Genomic DNA, 19,613 nt, shown 5'->3' on the forward strand with positions numbered 1-19,613 from the left:
CGGGGCGGGGAGATCCGCGGCCTTCACCTCCGACCTGGCGCCCCACTGGGCCCCGCCGGGCTTCCTCGCGTGGGACTGCTATCCGGTGCTGTGGGACCGGCTGGTCCGCTGGCTGAGCGGAGAGACCCTTCCCGCGGCCGTCTCCGTGCAGGAGAGGCGGGAAGTCTGATGGCCACTCCCCACATCTCCGCCGCCCCGGGCGACTTCGCGCCCCAGGTCCTCATGCCGGGCGATCCGCGCCGGGCCCGTCGCATCGCGCGGGACTTCCTCCAGGATGCCCGGCTGGTCACGGAGGTGCGGGGCATCGAGGGATACACCGGCACCTGGCGAGGGCGGCCACTGTCCGTGCTGGCCTCGGGCATGGGCATGCCCTCCATCACCATCTACGCCACCGAGCTCTTCCGCGTCTACGGCGTGCGTGCCATCGCCCGCGTCGGCACCTGCGGCGGGATCCCGTCCTCGGTGGCACTGCGGGACGTGGTCGTGGCCACCGCCGCACACACCGACTCCGCGATGAGCGCGCAGCGGATCCCCGGTGTGCAACTGAGCCACACGGCGACGTTCGAGCTGGCCGCGGCGGCGAGCCAGGCCGCTGCGGGGCAGGGCGCGGGCGTGCACGTCGGCCCCGTCCTCACCAGCGACCACTTCTATCTCCAGCGACCCGATCTGTTCGAGCGGCTCGCCGCGCACGGGACGCTGGCCGTCGAGATGGAGGCGGCCGGCCTCTACGCGGCCGCTGCCGCCGAGGGCGGCCGGGCCCTGGCCGTGCTGACGGTGACCGACCACGTCCGCCACGAGGAGACGCTCACACCGGAGGAGCGCGAGGCGGAATTCGACCGCGCCCTCGTCATCGCCGCGACGGCACTGACCGCCGCGGCCGAAACAAACTCGTAGCACCGACACGCATAGCCAAAACGTTTTGCATTGCATAGTTTTCGGCCAGCCCCACGCAATTTCCGAAAGTCCCCTCGAAGTCCCCTGGATGAGCAAGGAGTACCGGAACATGAACAAGATCAGAATTCTGGGGGCCGTGACGGCTCTGTCCGTCGTTCTCGTCGGATGCGGTTCCTCCGGCGGATCCGACACCGCGTCGAGCGGCTCGGATTCCGGGAAGCCGAGAATCAAGTTCGTGATCAACGGAACCCTCGGCGACCGCTCCTTCTTCGATTCCGCGTACGCGGGCCTGAAGAAGGCGGAGAGCCTCGGCTACTCACTGAAGGTGGTGGAGCTGGGCAGCGACCGTACGAAGTGGCAGTCCGGGTTCGAGGACGCCGCGTCCGGCGATGACTACGACGTCCTGGCGGCGGGCACCGTGGACACGGCCGGCTTCATATCCAAACTGGCCCCGGAGTACCCGGACAAGAAGTTCTGGCTTTTCGACTCGACCGTGGACTACACGGGCAAGAACGGCTGTTCCAACAAGTGCGCCAATGTGTACTCGGTCACGTTCAAGCAGAACGAGGCCGCCTATCTGGCAGGATTCATCGCCGAGAAGCTCGTGGCCGGGAAATCCCTTCCCGGGGCCGCCGGTGACACCAAGGTCGGTGTGATGGGTGGGGTGAAGATCCCGGTCATCGAGGATTTCGTGGTGGGCTTCAAGGCCGGCTTCCAGGCGGCCGGCGGAAATCCGTCCTCCGGAGTCCTGGTCCAGTACGTCGGCGGTCAGAACCCCTTCGGCGACCCCGCCAAGGGCAAGGAGATCGCCTCGTCCATGTACGAGCAGGGCGCCGCCCTGGTGTGGCCGGTGGCCGGATCCTCGGGCCTGGGCGTGTTCGAGTCCGCCGTGGCCGCCAAGCGGTACACCTTCGGTGTCGACTCCGACCAGTACAAGACCCTCACCGACCCCGCCCAGCAGCAGACCGTGGTCACCTCCATCCTCAAGAACGCGGGCAACGCCCTGTACCTGGCGGCCGAGCAGAACAAGTCGGGCAGCCTCGCCTACGGCAAGCCGGCCGCGGTCGGTCTCACCGAGAACGGCGTGGGCTACGTGGACAACCCCAACTTCGAGAAGTTGGTGCCGGCGGCTCTGCGGACCGAGCTCAAGAACCAGGCGGCGAAGATCGCGTCCGGCGCGGTCACGGTCCCGTCGGCCTTCTGAGAACGACTCCGGCCGGAAGGAGCCTCGTGGACCAGCAGCAACCCCCTCTCGCCCTGGACGTCAGGGGCCTGGGCAAGACGTACCCCAACGGCACCCGGGCCGCGCAGGACATCGACCTGCGGGTGGCCGGGGGCGAGATACGGGCGATCGTCGGACAGAACGGCGCCGGCAAGTCGACGCTGATGAAACTGCTGTACGGGCTGGAACAGCCGTCGAGCGGTGAGATCCGGGTCCGCGGTGAGCGGGTCAGGCTCTCCACTCCCCAGGACGCCATCGCGCTGGGCATCGGCATGGTGCACCAGAACCTGATGCTGGTGCCGTCGTTCACCATCGCCGAGAACGTCGTCCTGGGCGTCGAGCCGGGCCCGGCGGCCCGCGTCGACCGCGCTGCCGCCGCCGAGCGCACCGCGGCCCTCGCCGAGGAGGCCGGACTGTCGGTCGATCCGTACGCCAGGGCCGAGGCGGTGAGCGTCGGCATGCGGCAGCGGGCCGAGATCCTCAAGGCCCTGCACCGGGGCGCCCGGATCCTCATCCTCGACGAGCCCACGGCGGTGCTCACCCCGCAGGAGACCACCGACCTGTTCGAGGCCGTACGCCGGCTCCGTGACGGCGGCATGACCGTGCTGTTCATCTCCCACAAGCTCAAAGAGGTACGGGAGATCAGCGACCGGGTCACCATCATGCGCGCGGGCCGCGTGACCGGCACCGTACGCACGGAGGAGTCCACGCCCGCCCAGCTGGCGTCGATGATGGTGGGCCGCGAGCTGTCCCTGGAGGTCTCCAAGCCGGCTGCCCGTCCCGGCGCGCCGGTGCTGCGGGTGCGCTCCCTCCACTCCGGGCCGGAAGGCGGGCAGCCCCTGCACGACGTCTCCTTCGACGTCGCCGCGGGCGAGATCGTCGGCCTGGCCGGGGTCGAGGGCAACGGGCAGACCGAACTCGTCGAGATCCTCGCCGGACTGCGGCAGCCCACCACCGGATCCGTGACCGTCGAGGACACCGACGTCACCCGGCTCGACGCGGCGGCCCACCGCGCGGCCGGCGTCGCCCACGTCCCCGAGGACCGCCTCGCCAACGGCGCGGCCCTGGACCAGTCCGTCACCGACAACCTGATCGTCGACCGCCACGACCGCCCCCCGCTCGCCCGGCACGGCCGGCTGCACACACGCGGGGCACGGCGGCTGGCCGAGCAGCTGATCCAGCGCTACGCGATCCGGGTCCCGCACCCCGCCGTACCGGTCGGCGCGCTGTCCGGGGGCAACCTGCAGAAGGTGATCGTGGCCCGCGAACTGTCCGCCGGGCCCCGGGTGCTGCTGGCCGCCCAGCTCACGCGGGGCGTCGACATCGGCGCCATGCACTTCATGTACGAACGGCTCATCGAGGCCCGTGACGCGGGCGCGGCGGTGTTCCTCGTCTCCGCCGACCTCGGCGAACTGCTCGCGCTCTCGGACCGGCTCCTGGTCATCAAGGACGGCCGCCTGACCGCCCGGTTCGACGACCCCGCCGACCTCACCGAGGAGCAGGCAGGCCTGTACATGCTCGGCGTCGAACACCATCCGGCCGGGCGGATCGCCCACGGACTCACCCCGGCAGGCACCCCATGACCACCCTTCCCCACAACGCCCCCGACGGCCGGCGCGCCGTCGCCGGGACTCCGCCCGCCGCAGAGCCCCACACGGAGTCCGCCACGGAGTCCGTCGCGGAGCAGGAGGGCCGCCGCGACTTCCTCACCGCCAGGCGGCGCTCGGCGGTGGTGGAGCTGTCGATGACCGTGCTCACCGTCGTCGCGGCCGTCCTGATCGCCTTCCTGGTGGTCCTGGCCACCGGCAAGGACGCCTCCGGCGCCATGAACGCACTGCTCACCGGCCCGCTGGAGCGGACGCCCCGGATCGGCCGCTGGCTGGCCGACGCCACCACCCTCGCCCTGCTCGGCCTGTCCGTCGCCATCCCCTTCCGCGCCCGGCAGATCAGCCTCGGCGCGGAGGCCCAGGTGTACACCGGCGCGCTGGCGGCGGCCCTGGTGGCCATCAACCTCCACCTCCCGCCGGTCCTCGCGGTCCTCGTCCCGCTCGCGGCGGCCGCCCTCGTCGGCGGCGCGCTCGGTGCGGTCCCCGGAGTGATGAAGGCACGGCTCGGAGCCAACGAGATCGTGGCCACCCTCATGCTCAACGCCGTCGTCGTACGCGTCTTCGACTGGCTGCTGACGGACCATCTGAAGGCGCCGTCCAGCGCGGCCGTCCAGTCCGACCCGATCCGCCCCGACTCGGCCCTCCCTCTCCTCACGAACATCTTCGGCGTCCCGCTCGACCAGGCCAACGTCGGCCTGTTCGGCATGCTGGCGATCGCCGCCGCCGTATGGTTCCTGCTCGCCAGGACACCCCTGGGCTACCGCATCCGGATGACCGGCTCGAACCCGTCCTTCGCCCGGTACGGCGGCATCGACGTGCCCCGGACCATCGAGTGGAGCTTCGTCCTCGGCGGCGCCCTGGCCGGGCTCGCGGGTGCGCACCTGGTCCTCGGGATCTACGGCGGCCTGCAGCCGGACATGGCCGGCGGCCTCGCCTTCGAGGGCATCGTCGTCGCCCTGCTCGCCCGCAACAACCCGATCGCCGTGGTCGGCGCCGCGCTCCTGTACTCGTATCTGCGCGTCGGCGGTGACGTCATGGAACAGCAGACGGACGTCGGTTCCGAGACGGTGATCATCATCCAGGCCGTCATCGTCCTCCTGGTCACGGCGCGTGCGCTGCCCGACCTGGTCGAGCGGTACCTCGCGCGGAAGGGGGCCCGCTGATGGGTCCGGTTCTCGACGTCGTGTTCAGCGCCGGGTTCCTCGCCGCGGTGCTGCGCGTCTGCACACCGTACGTCCTGGCCGTTCTGGGCGGTCTGATCGCCGAACGGGCCGGCGTACCCAACATCGCGCTGGAGGGCTCGATGCTGTCGGCCGCCTGCACCGGCGCGCTCGTCGCCGGCTACAGCGGCTCGGTGTGGGCCGGCGCCGCGTGCGGGATCGCGGCGGGCTGCCTGCTCGCACTGCTCCTGGGCGTACTGCACCTGCACCTGGGCGCGGACGCCATCATCGCGGGCATCGGCATCAACCTGCTGGCGTCCGGCGCCACCGCGTACGCCGTGTACGCGCTGCTCGGTGACAAGGGCGGCACCAGCCGGCTGCGCAGCGGCACACTGCCCACGGTCGACCTGCCGCTGCTCGGCGACATCCCGGGCCTCGGCACCGTGATCGGCGGCCAGAACCTCATGACCTGGATCGCCGTCGCGGCGGCCCCGGCGGTCGCATGGCTGCTGCTGCGGACCCGGTTCGGCTTCCATCTTCGCGCGGTCGGCGAGTTCCCGGACGCGGCACGGTCCGTCGGCATCCGCGTCGGCCGGGTGCGGTTCGTGGCGCTGGCGCTCAGCGGCGCCCTCGCCGGAGCGGCCGGGGTGTTCCTCAGCATGGGGGCGGTCTCCTTCTTCGTCACCGACATGACCGCCGGCCGCGGCTACATCGCGCTGGCCGCCGTGTACCTCGGCATGCTCCGCCCCTGGGGCGTGTTCCTGGCCGCACTCGGCTTCGGCGCCGCCGAAGCCCTCGCCGTCCAGCTCGGCAACCTCTCCGTGCCGTCGCAGCTGGTCTCGGCACTCCCGTACGCCTTCACCCTGCTGGCACTTGCGGTATTCGCCCGGCGCCGCCGACGACCTGTCCCCGTGCAGGTGTCTCCCTCCGAAGCCTGACCACACACCGACACCGATGGGGGCCTCGAGGCCCCGTCAAGGAGTACTCACCCTCATGCGCCTGCGCACCGCCCGCGGCCGGTTCGTCGCGTCCCTGCTCGCCCTCGCCACCCTGCCGGCCCTCACCGCGGCCGCACCCGACACCACCGCTCACCTGCCCCGCCTGGACTTCATCGGCGAACAGGATCTGCCGAACGCGCTGTCCTTCCAGGGCACCACCGTCGGCGGACTGTCCGCCATCAGCTACGACGCCACCACCCGCTCCTACTACCTGATCAGCGACGACCGGTCGGCGACCGGCCCGGCCCGCTTCTACACCGCCCGGGCGGACTTCGCGCACGGCCGCCTCAGCGGAGTCGAACTCACCGGCACCCACCCCTGGCTGCGCCCCGACGGCACCGTCTACCCGCCCACCTCCACCCCCGCCGGACAGCCCGCGACCATCGCCCCCGACCCCGAGGGCATCGCCGTCGATCCGCGCGGCGGCGGTCTGGTCTGGACGAGCGAAGGCGAACGTGTCGTCCCGGCCAACGGCCCGGCCGTGCTCGGGGACCCGTCGGTCAGACGGGCGACCGTGACCGGCCAGGACACCGGCGCGCTCCCCCTGCCACCGCAACTGCACATGAACGCGCAGCCCGTCGGCCCCCGCCGCAACCAGACCCTCGAAGGGGTCACCTTCACTCCGGACGGCCGCCGGATCGTCACCGCCATGGAAGATCCCCTCTACCAGGACGGCGACGACCCCACCCCCTCCCACGGCGCCCTGACCCGCCTCACCGTCCACGACGCCCGCACAGGCCGACCGGTGGCGCAGTACGCCTACCCCCTCGAACCGCTCTTCGCCACGCCTCCCACGGGCAGCACCGACACCAACGGAGTCAGCGATCTCGTCGCGCTGGGCCACGACCGTTTCCTGCTGCTGGAACGCGCCTCGATCTTCAGCGCCAACGACTGGAAGGTCCGGATCTACCTCGTCGACCTGCACGGAGCCACCGACGTCCTCGGCCGCGACTCCCTGACGGACGGCCCGGTGACACCGGTCCGCAAGACGCTCGTCACGGACCTGTCCGACGTGCCCGGCCTGCGGCGCGTCGACAACGTCGAAGGCATCACCCTGGGCCCGCGCCTGCCGGACGGCCGTCGCACGGTGCTCCTGGTCTCCGACGACAACTTCTCCTCCCTCCAGACGACCCAGTTCCTCGCCTTCGCCGCCACGGGCATCTGACACAGCACCTCACATGGGTCCGTCGGAACGCGTGTCAGTGCGCCTCTCTACAGTGCTGCCATGTCTGAAGGTCCGACCCCTGATGTCTCCGAGGCTGATTCCGTGGTGATGGATGTGGGGTCGGCCGATCCCGGGTTCTTGGTGCACGCCGATCCAGCGCGGGTGCAGGCGTTGCTGGACGGGGCCCCGGGGCCGACCGGCCGGTTGACGGCGGCGGTGTACCGGGAGTCGGCGCATCTGCACCGGGACGCCGACGCCCGGGTACGCCGCGATCTGCTGGCCCTCGACGCCGCCCGCCACGGGGCGCCCGGGTTGGCGGCTCGCATCGCCTCCGTACCACTGCCGGGCGACGGCGGCCACGAGTGGAAGGTGGCGTGGGCGACCGGTTCGGAGACATCACCCCGCCTCCTCGCCACGCTGACCGGTCACGAGGAAGGGCTGTCGGCCGTGGCGACCGCGACGACGCGGGACGGCCGTGCCGTCGCGGTGACCGGCGGCTACGGGGAGTCCTCCGTGCGGGCCTGGGACCTCGCGACCGGTGAGCAGATCCATGTGTGGTCGCCCCTCGCGGAGGACGTGTGGGTGCTCACCACGACCGAACTGGACGGCTGCCCCGTCGTGGTCGCCGGCACCTACGGAAACACCATCCAGGTAGGCGACTTGGCGGGAGGTCGACCGATCCGCCGGATCGACACCGCGCCCTGTCCCGGGATCCTCTCCGGTCTCGAGAGCCTCCCCGAAGGGATGTGGTACCCGGGAGGGATCTACCTGAACTCCCTGGCCTGCGCGGTGCTCGACGGACGGCCGGTCGTGGTGTCCACCGTCCAGACCGACGACAGCGACACCGACGTCTGCCAGGACTTCCCCGTCGCGGCGGTCCACGACCTGGCGACGGGCCGTCACGTCACTTCGATCCCCACCGGTCACACGGGGGCCGTGCATCTGGCGACGACGATGCTGGAGGGCCGCCCGGTGCTGGTCACCGGGAGCAGCGGCGACACGGAGGCACGGCTGTGGGACCTCGCCACAGGGCGCCCCGCCGGAGAGCCGCTCACCGGTCACACCGAGGGCCTGACCGTGATGGCGACCACGACTCTCGACGGCCGCCCGGTCGCCGTCACCGGCAGTTACGACGGCACCGTGCGGCGCTGGGATCTCGGCACCCGGAAACCCATCGGGGAGGTACTGACAGGACGTACCCGGCACTGGGTCGCGGACCTCGACGTGACGATGCTGGACGGCCGTCCGGTCGTGTGCGCCCTCCTCGACGGAGGCACGGTGTGCGGATGGGACCTGGCCACCGGGCGCCCCGTGGTGGAACCGTTCACCGCCCGCGACGCGGGCGCGCTCGCCGCGACCGTCGTCGAGGGACGTCCTGTCGCGGTCACCGCCATGGAGGACGGGACGGTGCGCTTGTGGGATCTGTCGCCCCAGCCGCCTGCGGGGACCCCGGTCGGCGGACACTTCGGCACGATCAGGAGCACGGCGATCACAAAGGTCGCCGGCCGCCCGGTCGCCCTCACGGGTTGTGCCCACGGGGAGATGCACCGCTGGGACCTGACCACCGGACAGCCGAACGGAACCCCGCTCGTCACGGACGCAGAAAGTGAGGCGGCTGTCCACGCCGTCGCCACGGCAACCGTGAACGGACACCCGACAGCGGTCACCGTCGGCCAGCGATCGGTTCCGTGGGGGGCGCCCAGCGGGACCGTACGCCGATGGGACCTGAACACCGGTGAACCGGTCGGTGCGGCTCCGGTCGCCATCCCGCAGGCGCACACGGTGGCCACCGCGGTCCTCGACGGCCGCCCGCTCGCCGTCACCGGCGGCTTCGACGACGGCTACTCCGGTGAGCTGCGGCGCTGGGACCTGGCGACAGGTCACCAGATCGGTGATCCCCTCGCCGGACACGACGGGTTCGTGCAGGCGGTGGCCACCACGATGCTCGACGGCGGGCCGGTCGCCGTCTCCGGCGGTCAGGACAGCACCGTACGGATATGGGACGTGAGGACCGGCCAACAGATCGGAGCGCCTCTGACCGGTCACACGGGCCGGGTCGAGGCAGTGGCCGCCGCCGTTGTCGCCGGCCGGACGGTCGCCCTCAGCGGCGGTGAGGACAGCAGGGTACGGATGTGGGATCTCGCCGACGGCACGGAACTCCTCCCCGCTCTGACCGGACACACCGGCACCGTGACCGTACTCGCCACCGGCCTGGTCGACGGCCGGCCCGTCGCGGTCAGCGGCGGCGACGACCGCACGGTACGGCTGTGGGACCTCATCACCCGCGAGGAGACCGGCGTCCCGCTCACGTTCCCTGAAACCATCGGCGCCCTGGCGGTGGCACCAGACGGATTGATGGTGTGCTTCGGTTTCGAGGCCGCGTTCCTCACCGGACCGATCTCCCCGCTTGAATCCCCGCTGCAGTGAGATGTCACCAGAAGAAAGGGCATGGCAATGGACGAGGACGAGTGCCTTCACCGCTACGGTCTGCACCCTGTCGGCGTGGGCCTCGACGAGGTGCGCGGGCTGCTCGGAGTGCATATCGGGCTGGAACGGCAGGCTCAAGGCTACGGCGACACCGAGTTGATGAAGTTGTGCTGTGTTCAGCTGTTCAACGCCGGCAGTCTCGACGACGTACTGCTCATCTGGAAGGCCAAGTCCGCCGGCATGGACGCCGACTGCTCGATCGACATCCAGCTGCTGTGCGGAAGGGGACTGGCCAGAACCAAGGCGTACCTCTTGTCGCAGCGCCAACCCGAAGCCGAAGCAGCGCTTCAGCGATTGCTCGACTGCGAGAAGGCCGGCGACTTCGAGGACTTCTCCGTCGAGGCACACTCCGCCCAGTACGCCGACTACTACATGGAGTGAAGATGACGGACGGCGGAATCCCGCGCAGCGGCGGATGCTGATCGGCGCGGCGGCTGTCAGCAAAAGGGGGTGGAACAAAGCGATTCGATCCAGGACACGAAGTCCACGGACTCGACTTCGAAGTCTTCAGGACCCAGGTCGCCCAGATCTGAGGCGAACACGGCGGAGCCCGGACCGTCGGCACGCAGGAGAAACCCGCGGCCACCACTGTCGTCGCCGATGAGAAGGAAACCCGGTGCGTACTGCGCGACTTCGTAGGTGGCATTGCGTTCGCCGATGCACCTGGCCGAGTACACGGTCACACCGGCATCAGTCATCAAGCCGTCCGTCACGTTCCACAACGCCACCAGCGGAGCCGGAAGGCTCAGCGCAATCTCCGCCCGAGCTCGCGCCACATCAGCCGATGCGGTCGCCGTCGACCCGGGAACCGACTCTGTCATGTCGACGTCGCTCCTCCACCCTGGCAGATGCGCAGTTCCCAACCTCGAAGCCCCGGCTGCCACAACAAGCACCGGAACGGACACCCTGCTGGCGACACTGCCTAGGAAGAACGCACGGTGGACATGTCCCCGTCTTCGCGGGCCTCACGGGCCTTGATGTCGGTGGCGAGCCGGGCAGACCACTCGTGTTCAGCGATGACGAGGGCGCCCTCCAGCGCCTCGACGAGCACCGTCCTGCTCACCGACACCACCGTCGGCTCACACCTGGCCTCCGTGCCCCAGGTAACACCGCCTCCATCGCGTACCCGGCAGGCGAGGTGCACCTGGTCCCCATCGGGGAACGCGAACGCGAGCACCTCATCGGTGCACTCGCCCCAATCCAGGAAACGGTAGCTCTCGAGCTCCGCCCCGGCCGCGGATGCCGTTCCCGAACCGGCGTCGTCGGACCACCGGTCCTCGACAAGGCGAAACGCCTTGAGCGGCGAGGTGAACCCCGCCGGCGGCGCGGTCGGCGTGCGAAAGCGACTGAGCTCGTCCTTGAGTTTCTTGACCAGCAGCGGCGGATAGAACGCGTTGTCCCACGTGTTCACATGGAGCCCGCCGACGAAGACGTCGACGCACAGCAGGTACGGTTCGCGTTCGACGTGGAACTCCAAACCGAATCCGGTCCGCGACCCGAACAACGTGGCGACCTCCCCAGCACTGGTGCTACTGCCCCTCTCGCCCAACCCTAGCGATCCACTCCGATACAGGCTGGCCCATGGGGAGACATCACATGTGGTGCGGTGACCTGCCGAGAATGCTCTGTGATCTCTTACTGAGTGGACCGGTGGCCGGTGCTTACTTCGGAATGCAGCGGTCCGCGGGAGGGCCGGCCGATCGACGCGGCGCCCGCCCGGCTCGGTGTGGCGTCGGCCGGCCCTGGCGCGCCGGACTACCGCGCCCTTTTCGTGGAAGTGGGCCTCGGCCAGGGGCGGGACGAGGGGGACTGGCGCCGGGCCGCTCTGCAGGCCTGCGACGCGGCCGACCACGACGAGTGGCACGCGAGAGAACAGGCCCAGCGCGAGTCCGAGGAGCGTGCCGCAGCCGAGCGTGCCGTCTCTGAGCGGCTGCCCGGCATCCTGGTGCCCCTTGACGGCAAGGAGATCATCACCCTGCTCGGCGTGCCTCAAGGTCGCACGATAGGGGCGTCCATGAGCAAGCCGAAGCCGCACTGCGCGCCTGGTCAGCAGAGCAAGGCTTGACCCCCGCCACCGCAGGGCGGGCGGACACTACGTCGCCGGGCGTCCGCCGCACGGCTTTTGCCAGCCGCCACGCCGGCCAGTAGTCATCCCCTTCGGGCGGCTTGCCGATCAGCGAAGTGGACCGTGTGACCGCCCGGCGTGGAGAGCGGAGCCGTCGCGGTTCTGCCGGTGCGGTCAACCGGCGGTGACGGTGGGGTGGGGGGACTCATCGACATGGAGGGTGAAGACGTCGGGGCGGGCGTAGTGGCCGGTGGTGTCGAGGTCGAAGCGGGCGCGGGTGAGGTCGTCGAGGTCGAGTTCCGCGGTCAGGATTCCCTCGCCGTCGCGCAGCGGCCCGGCCAGGACCTCGCCGAGCGGGGAGACGATGACAGAGCCGCCGCCGATCAGGACGGTGTCCGGTTCGTCGCCCTGGACGGGGTGGAGATCGGCCGGCAGGGCGTCGCGCCGCAGGTACTGATTGGCGCTGAGGACGAAACAGCGGCCTTCCAGGGCGATGTGCCGCATGGTGGCCTGCCAGGCGTCGCGGTCGTCGACGGTCGGCGCGCACCACAGATCCACGCCCTTGGCATACATCGCGGTGCGCAGCAGCGGCATGTAGTTCTCCCAGCAGATCGTCGCGCCGATACGGGCGGTGCCGGTGTCGATGACGGGGAGAGTGGATCCGTCGCCCTGCCCCCACAGGTAACGCTCGGCGGCGGTGGGCATCAGCTTGCGGTGCAGGCCCAGGTAGCCGTCGGGGCCGAAGAAGAGCGCGACGCAGTACAGGGTGCCGCCCTGACGTTCGACCGCGCCGACCACGGCGTGGCACCCGAGTTCCCGGGTGAGCGCGGCCAGGGTTTCGATCTCCGGACCGGGGACCTCGATGGCGGCTTGGTGGTAGCGGCGGAAAAGATCGCGGCCGTCCGGGGTGCGGCTGCCGACCGTGATGCCGAAGTCCAGTCCCTTCGGGTAGCCCCCGAGGAACGCCTCGGGAAGGACGACGACTTCGGCACCCCGGCGGGCGGCCTCGCGGATGAGTTCTTCCGCCCGGGCCATTGCGGCCGGAGTGTCGAACAACGGGGCGGCCGCCTGGGCGACGGCGACGGTCACGGTGCGGCGGGACCCATGAGGAGAGGCAGAAGTCATGGCGTCGACGGTAGGAACCCCACATACCATCTGGCAAACTAATCTTTGCGATGATCAACATTTATGAAACCGAATTCAGGAAGGCCGACCTCAACCTGCTGGTCGTCTTCGCCGCCCTGATGCGCGAGCGCAGCGTCACCCGCGCGGCCGCCGCCCTGCACCTGAGCCAGGGCGCCACCAGCGCCGCCCTCGGCCGACTGCGCGGACTCTTCGGTGACGAGCTGTTCACCCGCACCCGCAGCGGCATCGTGCCCACACCGCGCGCCGTCGAACTCGCCCGCCGCATCGAGCCGGCCCTCGGGCTGATCCACGGCGCGGTGACCGACCGGGACCGATTCGACGCGGCCACCGCCCAGCGCACCTTCACTCTGGGCATGTCCGATGATCTGGAAGCGGCGCTGCTGCCTCGCCTGCTGGCCGCCACCGCGGGGCTGCCGGGCATCCGGCTCGCCGTACGGCAGGCCAGCCGCAACACCGTCGCCGACATGATCGACCGCGGTGAGGTCGATCTCGGGGTGGCCGCGGCCCCCGCGCACGGTGCCGACCACCGCAGCCGTGAGCTGTTCGTCTCCGGCTACACCTGCGTGTTCAACCCCCGTCTGCTACCGCTGCAGACCCCGATCACCTGGGACGACTACCTGGCCCACCCGCACCTTCTGATCTCCTACGAGGGCCGGCGCGGCATCGTCGACGACCTCCTCGAAGCACAGGGACTCCACCGCCGGGTGATCGCCTCCACCACCCACTTCGCCGGAGCCGCCCTCCAGCTCGCCACACTGCCCGCCCTGGCCACACTCCCCACCCATGCGGCCACCGTCTATGCCGACACCTTGGGCCTGACAGCCACCGCACCTCCCCTGAAGATGCCCCAGTACACCGTCAGCGCGATCTGGCACGGAACCGCCACCGACGATCCCGCTCACGTCTGGCTCCGCCGCCTCGTCGACGAGGCCACTCGCAGAAACACGCGTTCCGAGGAAGAAGTACACCAGCGCCCCCACGACTGGCGGGCGAGCCTCCCCTCGCTCAACGAGCAACAGAGCGAGGAAGACGAGCGCGCCTGAGGACCTTCAAGGTTCTGTCAGCGATCTCGTGATGCATGCGCATCGAAGGGATCACGCTGGGCCGGCTCGATAGTCTCTGCGGGTGAAGAGCGAGCCTGTAACCGAGCTGCTGGAAGCGGAGTACCGAAGCGTTTGGGACCGCTTCTACGCGGAGTTCGCGTTCCGTCCGAGCGTGAACCCAGCCAAGTGGCCTGCCATCAAGGAGCCGGCGGACTCCGTCACATGGAGTCTCGCGTCGCTGGACGAAGACCCGGGCTATGTGCGTCTGGACCGCCTTGTCGCGGCTGTCGAGCAGGGGCTGACTGCCTGCGTCGAGCCGGAGGCCAGGCTGTTCGCGCTCGACTGGCAGCACATCTCCTTCTCCTTTGCTCCACATCGCGTCGGCGGGCATGGCCAGGAACCATGGCCGCTGAGCCCCTACCCCGACGGCGACTACTACGTCTACCTCTCGGAGGACTTCCGGCTTGGCAGCTTCGGGCACCCCTGGGAGTCGTCGGTGTGCCTGTTCGGCCAGGAGTTTCTGGAGATGGTGGCCGCCGAGGTTGAAGATGTCCTGGGACCACCGCTACGCCGTGGTGGTCGCAGGTTGCCTGGAACGTGATGTCCATTCCTACCCGTGATGCGTGAGAATCCGCGCTCGCAGGAGGGTGAAGGACGCCCGGCCGTACATACTCCTCTTCAGGAGCTTGACTCTGCAGACGTGGCCTTCGACGACTCCGGAGCTGTAGACGAGAGTGAGGCCGGCGGTGACGGCATCGAAGTCCTGTCGGAGAAAGCTGGCGAAGGACCGGATCGGTGCTTGATCACACCGTTCCGCCTGGCGGATCCATTCGCCGAGCAGGTGGCCGCGGCGGTGTCGAACCATATCGGTGAAGGCGCGTGCGAGGTTGCATGCCTGGGTGATATCCGGGCATGCGAGGCGGGCTTGTTCCAGGTCAGCGGATTGGCGAGGCGACAGCGCGTCGCGCCGGCGCATGATCGCTGATGGTCCGCGGATTCGGGATGGGGTTTGGGGTTGGGACGGCCGTGCCGTCGCGCAGGGTCCGTACGTAGCGGGAGAGCGTCGAGTAGCCGCCGCGGAAGTCTTGCTCGCGAATCTGCTGGTACAGCTCTGTGGCGTTGGTGCAGCCGGCTGCGAACTGGGCCTGGAGGTAGGGCTTGAATCGGTCCAGGGGTACGTTGCGCCGGTCGCGGGCGGATGCGAGGAGGACGTCGAGGTCGGTGTCGCGGTAGCGGCGGACGGTCTTGCGGTCCAGGCCGAGACGACGGGCGATCTCACTGATCGGGTAGCCGGTCTGGACCATGCGGCTGATTTCCTCGTGGCGTCGTCGGATGCGGTCCACGATCAGTGTGGCGGGCAGGAGATCGAGGGTGGGCTGCCGCGTCTGCGTGCGCTGTTGGTGTTCGGCGTGTTTGCGCAGGCAGGTTCGGTGCTGATGGCAGACATGTTCGACGGCGAGGGAGAGATTGCGGAGCAGGTGCCACCGGTCGGCCACCTGAGTGGCGTCAGGGGCGGCTTCCTTGATGGCGCGGGTGTATGCGCTGGCTCGGTCTCGGCACACGACCTGGGCGCCGGCATGTCGGCGCAGCCATGCGGCCAGGGTCTCGGAGGTTCGGTCCGGCAGCACGTCGACGACCTGGTGCGTTTCGACGTCGACCAGGATGGTTCCGTAGCGACGGCCCCGGCGGAAGGCGAACTCGTCGACGCCCAGTACTCGCGGGGCCTGGTCCGCGACTGTCGGGGCGCGCAGGTGCCGCAGCAGTCTCATCCGCCCGGCGGGGACGGAGAGTGTCCGGCACAGCCGTGCCCCGGGCCGTCCGCCCAGCTCGGCCGCGATGGCGTGCAGCCAGCGGCGCAGGCCGGTGCTGGCCCGCTGATAAGGCTCGGTCACACCGTCGATCTGCTCAACGAACGTCCGTCGGACGCAGGTTGAGGCATCGCAGAAGAAGCGGCGCACAGTCAGCAGGGCCACTGTCCGTTGACCTGCGACGGGTCGATCGTCCAACCGCCGGTCGTAGCGGCTGTGAACTCGGCGCGACGGGAGACCGCAGTCCGGGCACGATCTCGACAGATGCGTACTGGAGACCTGGAGCAACGTGCGGTCTGCCAGCACCTCCACACGCTCCACTCTCACCCCCGCAGCCCCGGGAAAGAACACGCTCTCGACCGATAAGCACCCATCCCCCATGACCAGGACATTCCCGGCTGAGCGGTGACCGCACCTCGGCATTCACGTGATCGCGGACAGAACCACTTTCAAGAATCGCCATCATCGGCACGGGCCTGCGCGTGTCGGGGCGGAGTGGGTCGGTGTGGTCTTGTCTTGTCTGGGCTGCTGCTGCTGTTCGGGCGGTGCCGCGGCTGCTTGCGGCTGTGGGTCTGTCGTGGTGTTCCCCGTCCGTCCCGACGGGAACCCCGGCCACGTAGGACGGTCCTTCGCCGGTGATCGATACGGCCCCGCGGTCTCCCGGGGCGGCTACTGCGAGCGGTCCTCCAGATAACGCGTGTGGGTTTCCTGGCGTCTGGCCTCTGTTTCCCGCAGCGCGCCCGCCAGTTGCTCCGCCTCCTCCTGGAGCAGGGTCAGCTGGCGTTCCAGATGGCGCTCCGGGGGGTCCTGGCCCGGTGCCAAACGTGTCCACCACCTCGTTCGTACGAAGGTGTCGACCGCCTCGGGAACGTCGTGGCGCACCGCTCTCGACAGGGTGTGGACGCCCTCCGGGTCCTGGGCCAGGATCTCCGCGACCCAGCCGGGCTCGAGGAGGGCGGTCAGCAGGCCGGTGAGTTCGGCGAGGCGGCCCGCGGCGGCCGGGGGCAGGTCGACCTCCGCGAGGTAGGCGCCGAGGCGTTCGAAGTCGCCGCGCACTTCGTCGAGCTGCGCGGACGGGTCCGGGAAGTCGGGCAGCGGGGGCCGCTCCGGCGGGGCGATCAGCGCGCCCGCGCCGTAGAGACCGACGACCACGACCGGCCAGTACGGGCCCGCGACGCCCGTGAAGGTCAGGACCAGGCCGGCCAGTCCCGCCGCGCTGCCGGCGATGTTCTTGCGGGACTCCAGGTATCCGACGAACCTACTGGTAGCCACGGATCTCCTCGAAGGCGCCGTCCAGCGAGCCCTTCTGGGCGTCGAAGAGGCGGCCGCCGGTCAGTTCGGCGATGTGTTCCAGTTCCGCCCGGTCGGAGTCGCCGAAGAGGATGGGGAAGACGGGGATGTCCTGCCGATCGGCGCTGAGGCTCTTGTAGAAGCCGTCGAAGGCGGCGGCCTTCGCGCCCGCCGTGTTCTCGCCGTCCGTCATCAGTACGATCGACGTGAACGCGTCCCGGTCGGCGCCGAGGTGGTCGTACGCCTTCTCCAGCGACGTGTAGATGGCCGTGTCCCCGTCGGCCGACAGCTCCTTGGTGTCCTTGCGGATCGCGGCGAGCCCGGCGTCGGGGTCGGTGGGGCTGACGACGTGCGTCCGTACGCTCTTCACGTCCGATCCGAACGGCATCAGCGTCACCTCCTCGCGGTCCCGGAAGTCGCCGGTCAGGTCGGTGAGGGCGGTCTTGAGGCGGCGCAGCCGGTCGCCCTGCATCGAGCCGGAGGTGTCGAGGACGTACGCCGTCCGGGAGGGGCGGCGCAGGTCGTTCTCATAGGCGTCGAGGAGCCCGTCGGCGACGGACCGGGTCCCGGGGAAGGGCAGTTCGCGCCGACGGGCGGTGTCGAGTCCGGCCGCGGGCGGCACCGAGGCGACGACCGGCCGGCGGTGCGTCTTGGCGGTGATCAGCCGCTGGACGGCCTCCGTGCGCAGCGCGTCGGTCACCCGCTTGACGTTGTCGCGGGTCGTCGCGTCGGTCGCGGCGAGGGAGGAGAGCGGGTAGTCGGCGGTGACGACGCCGTCGGTGGGGCGGATCACGGTCAGCCCGGGGATGCCCTTGAGTACGGACTCGTAGTTGAGGAGCGCGTCGACGTCGCCGCGCCGGGCGTACGCGCTCGCCAGCCAGCCGGACGAACCCGAGGTCAGCTGCTGCCCCTTGAAGAACTCCTTCAGTCTCGGGGTCGCCTTCGCGACATCCGCGTCGGTGAGCGCGGACTGGGCTCCGGAGAGCGCCGAGGCGACCGAGACGAGCGTGGAGAAACCGGAGTTGGAGCGCGCCGGGTCGGTCATGCCGTAGGTGAGTTCGCCGTCCTGGACCGCCTGTTCGATCTGCGACCAGGTGACGTGCTCGGGCTTCCAGCCGAGGGAGCCGACGGTCGCCGTCCGCACGCCGATGGCCACCGGGCTGGACATGATCGGCGTCTCCGACACGATCTTCTTCGCCGCGTCGGGGCGCAACCGCAGATAGTCGTCGGAGGACAGCCACACGGCGTCGTACCTGCCGTCCGTGCCGGGCTTCGCCAGCAGGTTCACGGCGTCGAGGGTGCCCATGTAGGTGGGCCGGATCGTGACGCCGGTGTCCTTGCGGACCTGTTCCAGCACGGGGGTCATGTCGCTCAGCTCGCTGGAGGCGAGGATGCGGAGGGTGCCGGGCCGGGGCGCGGCGGGGTCCTTCTCGTCCCCGTCGGCCACCGCCGAGCAGGCGGTGAGCAGGACGGCGAGGGCGGTCAGCGCGAGGAGGGGCCGAAGGGGCCGAAGGGGACCAAGGGGCCGTAGGGGCCTGGGGGGTCGTCTCATGAGAGGCCGCCTTCCAGCGCGCTGCGGGAGCGGCTGCGGTCCAGGTAGGTGCCGGCCTGCTGGAGTTCGGCCGTCAGGTTCTCGACGGTCACCGCCATGGCCTCGGTCGCCTGCACCTTGTAGGTGTCGATGGCGTCGAGGGTGCGGTAGATCTGCTGGAAGGCGGAGCGCAGGGTCTCGACGCCGACGGCCGGGTCGGCGGCGATGCGCTGGATCTCCCCGCTCTGCGTCGCCAGCATCTCCGCGTTGCCCCGGATGAGGTCCTCGGTGGTGCCGCGCAGGGCGTTGACCTGCTCGATGACCTTCTTCTGGGTGTCGAGCGCGGAGGCCAGCATGACCGAGATGCGCAACGCCGAGACGGTGGTCGTGGCGGCCCGGTCGACGCCCTTGATCAGCTCGTCGTTGTTGCGGCGGACGACGTCCATGGCGAGGTAGCCCTGTGCGCACACCGCGAGCTGGGTGAGCAGGTCCTGGTGCTTCTGCCGGACCGGGAAGAGGACGTCGGCGCGCAGGCTGTCGGCCCGCTCGGGGTCGGTGAGCTCGGTGCCGGAGATCTGCTGCTCGACGGCGGAGTCCAGGGCGTCGGTCAGGACGATGTATTCCTGGAGCTTGCCCATGGTCTCCCAGAGCCGGACCCGCTCGGTCTGCAACGCGGCGTTGTCGCGCCGCAGTTCGTCCTGGCCGCCGCGCAGCGAGCCCACGATCTTGTTCAACGTGCCCTGTGCGGAGGCGTACTTGGCGACGTGGTCGCGGAGCTTGTTGCCGCCGGGGAGCTTGGAGAGGAACCTGCGGCCCTTGCTCGCCGACAGGTCCCGCGGGTCCAGGTCCTCGACCACGCGCCGGAGTTCGACCAGCGAGCCGGCCACCTTCGACTGGGCGTCGCCGCCCTTGTCGGGCAGGCTGCGGACGGTCCGCTCCAGCATGCGGTTGGACTGTGCGGCGGCCGTGCGCATCTCGCCCGCGCCGAGCGCGGTGATCTCGCCGACCTTGCCGACGAACTCGGGCGAGCGGGCGTCGAGGGCGGCGAGTCCGTCGACGTAGGTGGCTGCCTTGGCCGCCATGTCGGTGCGGACGCCGTCGTCCACGGGGACGAGTCCGCCGGCCCGCTCGCGCGGAACGGCGGCGACGGGCTCGGGCGGGGTGAGGGTGAAGTCGTTGTCGGTGCTGCTCATTTGC

General features: G+C 70.1%; 20 protein-coding genes. 12 read left to right on the forward strand and 8 right to left on the reverse strand.

Annotation, left to right across the window (positions count from 1 at the left end; translation table 11 throughout):
• The 9 genes from ABZ490_RS22110 to ABZ490_RS22150 all read left to right on the forward strand — a co-directional run.
• On the forward strand, positions 1-169 hold a 169-nt coding region (locus tag ABZ490_RS22110), incomplete at its 5' end, for a glutamine amidotransferase (RefSeq protein WP_358992809.1).
• Positions 169-894 (forward strand): purine-nucleoside phosphorylase, encoded by a 726-nt coding sequence (deoD, locus tag ABZ490_RS22115; RefSeq protein WP_358992534.1) that lies wholly within the window; start codon positions 169-171, stop codon positions 892-894. The genes ABZ490_RS22110 and deoD, both read left to right, overlap by 1 nt.
• A gap of 109 nt (positions 895-1,003) precedes the next feature.
• Complete coding sequence (locus ABZ490_RS22120; RefSeq protein ID WP_358992536.1) at positions 1,004-2,098, forward strand: BMP family ABC transporter substrate-binding protein; 1,095 nt, start codon at positions 1,004-1,006, stop codon at positions 2,096-2,098.
• A gap of 26 nt (positions 2,099-2,124) precedes the next feature.
• The gene (locus tag ABZ490_RS22125) at positions 2,125-3,699 is read left to right on the forward strand and encodes an ABC transporter ATP-binding protein (protein WP_358992538.1); all 1,575 of its coding nucleotides are present in this window, start codon (positions 2,125-2,127) and stop codon (positions 3,697-3,699) included.
• Positions 3,696-4,886, forward strand: coding sequence for an ABC transporter permease (locus tag ABZ490_RS22130; protein ID WP_358992540.1), 1,191 nt, complete (start codon positions 3,696-3,698; stop codon positions 4,884-4,886). Before ABZ490_RS22125 ends, ABZ490_RS22130 begins: the two co-directional genes overlap by 4 nt.
• The gene (locus ABZ490_RS22135) at positions 4,886-5,821 is read left to right on the forward strand and encodes an ABC transporter permease (RefSeq protein ID WP_358992542.1); all 936 of its coding nucleotides are present in this window, start codon (positions 4,886-4,888) and stop codon (positions 5,819-5,821) included. Before ABZ490_RS22130 ends, ABZ490_RS22135 begins: the two co-directional genes overlap by 1 nt.
• A gap of 55 nt (positions 5,822-5,876) precedes the next feature.
• Positions 5,877-7,046 (forward strand): esterase-like activity of phytase family protein, encoded by a 1,170-nt coding sequence (locus tag ABZ490_RS22140; protein WP_358992544.1) that lies wholly within the window; start codon positions 5,877-5,879, stop codon positions 7,044-7,046.
• A gap of 60 nt (positions 7,047-7,106) precedes the next feature.
• Entirely contained in the window at positions 7,107-9,473 is a 2,367-nt protein-coding gene (locus ABZ490_RS22145) for a WD40 repeat domain-containing protein (protein ID WP_358992546.1), read from the forward strand.
• A gap of 21 nt (positions 9,474-9,494) precedes the next feature.
• Positions 9,495-9,914: a hypothetical protein gene (locus tag ABZ490_RS22150; RefSeq protein ID WP_358992548.1), complete on the forward strand. Its 420-nt coding sequence runs from the start codon at positions 9,495-9,497 to the stop codon at positions 9,912-9,914.
• A gap of 56 nt (positions 9,915-9,970) precedes the next feature.
• On the opposite strand, the gene ABZ490_RS22155 is transcribed toward ABZ490_RS22150, so the two are convergent.
• Entirely contained in the window at positions 9,971-10,354 is a 384-nt protein-coding gene (locus tag ABZ490_RS22155; RefSeq protein ID WP_358992550.1) for a hypothetical protein, read from the reverse strand.
• Between the two features lie 101 nt (positions 10,355-10,455).
• Positions 10,456-11,010 carry a hypothetical protein gene (locus tag ABZ490_RS22160; RefSeq protein WP_358992552.1) on the reverse strand — a complete coding sequence of 185 codons (555 nt, stop codon included), beginning with the start codon at positions 11,008-11,010 and terminating at the stop codon, positions 10,456-10,458.
• Positions 11,011-11,190: 180 nt separating this feature from the next.
• Between ABZ490_RS22160 and ABZ490_RS22165 the strand changes: the two genes are divergently transcribed.
• Positions 11,191-11,598, forward strand: coding sequence for a hypothetical protein (locus ABZ490_RS22165; protein ID WP_358992554.1), 408 nt, complete (start codon positions 11,191-11,193; stop codon positions 11,596-11,598).
• 174 nt (positions 11,599-11,772) lie between these two features.
• Here the strand turns inward: ABZ490_RS22165 and ABZ490_RS22170 are convergent, their stop codons facing one another.
• Complete coding sequence (locus ABZ490_RS22170) at positions 11,773-12,723, reverse strand: nitrilase-related carbon-nitrogen hydrolase (RefSeq protein WP_358992556.1); 951 nt, start codon at positions 12,721-12,723, stop codon at positions 11,773-11,775.
• Between the two features lie 50 nt (positions 12,724-12,773).
• On the opposite strand from ABZ490_RS22170, the gene ABZ490_RS22175 reads away from it, so the two are divergent.
• Both ABZ490_RS22175 and ABZ490_RS22180 read left to right on the forward strand, forming a co-directional pair.
• On the forward strand, positions 12,774-13,787 hold the full coding sequence (locus ABZ490_RS22175) for a LysR family transcriptional regulator (RefSeq protein WP_358992558.1): 1,014 nt from the start codon (positions 12,774-12,776) through the stop codon (positions 13,785-13,787).
• Positions 13,788-13,869: 82 nt separating this feature from the next.
• On the forward strand, positions 13,870-14,388 hold the full coding sequence (locus tag ABZ490_RS22180) for a DUF2716 domain-containing protein (RefSeq protein WP_358992560.1): 519 nt from the start codon (positions 13,870-13,872) through the stop codon (positions 14,386-14,388).
• Between the two features lie 9 nt (positions 14,389-14,397).
• Here ABZ490_RS22180 and ABZ490_RS22185 read toward each other — a convergent pair whose 3' ends face one another.
• From ABZ490_RS22185 to ABZ490_RS22205, 5 genes are all read right to left on the reverse strand, one after another.
• On the reverse strand, positions 14,398-14,763 hold the full coding sequence (locus ABZ490_RS22185) for a transposase (RefSeq protein ID WP_358992561.1): 366 nt from the start codon (positions 14,761-14,763) through the stop codon (positions 14,398-14,400).
• Positions 14,723-16,018, reverse strand: coding sequence for an ISL3 family transposase (locus ABZ490_RS22190; protein WP_358992563.1), 1,296 nt, complete (start codon positions 16,016-16,018; stop codon positions 14,723-14,725). Before ABZ490_RS22190 ends, ABZ490_RS22185 begins: the two co-directional genes overlap by 41 nt.
• Before the next feature lie 246 nt (positions 16,019-16,264).
• Complete coding sequence (locus ABZ490_RS22195) at positions 16,265-16,867, reverse strand: hypothetical protein (protein ID WP_358992565.1); 603 nt, start codon at positions 16,865-16,867, stop codon at positions 16,265-16,267.
• Positions 16,854-18,437: a VWA domain-containing protein gene (locus tag ABZ490_RS22200; RefSeq protein ID WP_358992567.1), complete on the reverse strand. Its 1,584-nt coding sequence runs from the start codon at positions 18,435-18,437 to the stop codon at positions 16,854-16,856. The genes ABZ490_RS22195 and ABZ490_RS22200 overlap by 14 nt, the downstream gene beginning before the upstream one ends.
• Positions 18,434-19,609 (reverse strand): toxic anion resistance protein, encoded by a 1,176-nt coding sequence (locus ABZ490_RS22205; RefSeq protein WP_358992569.1) that lies wholly within the window; start codon positions 19,607-19,609, stop codon positions 18,434-18,436. The genes ABZ490_RS22200 and ABZ490_RS22205 overlap by 4 nt, the downstream gene beginning before the upstream one ends.
• Positions 19,610-19,613: the final 4 nt, after the last annotated feature.

The organism is Streptomyces sp. NPDC005811 (assembly GCF_040630405.1).
GTDB lineage: Bacteria > Actinomycetota > Actinomycetes > Streptomycetales > Streptomycetaceae > Streptomyces.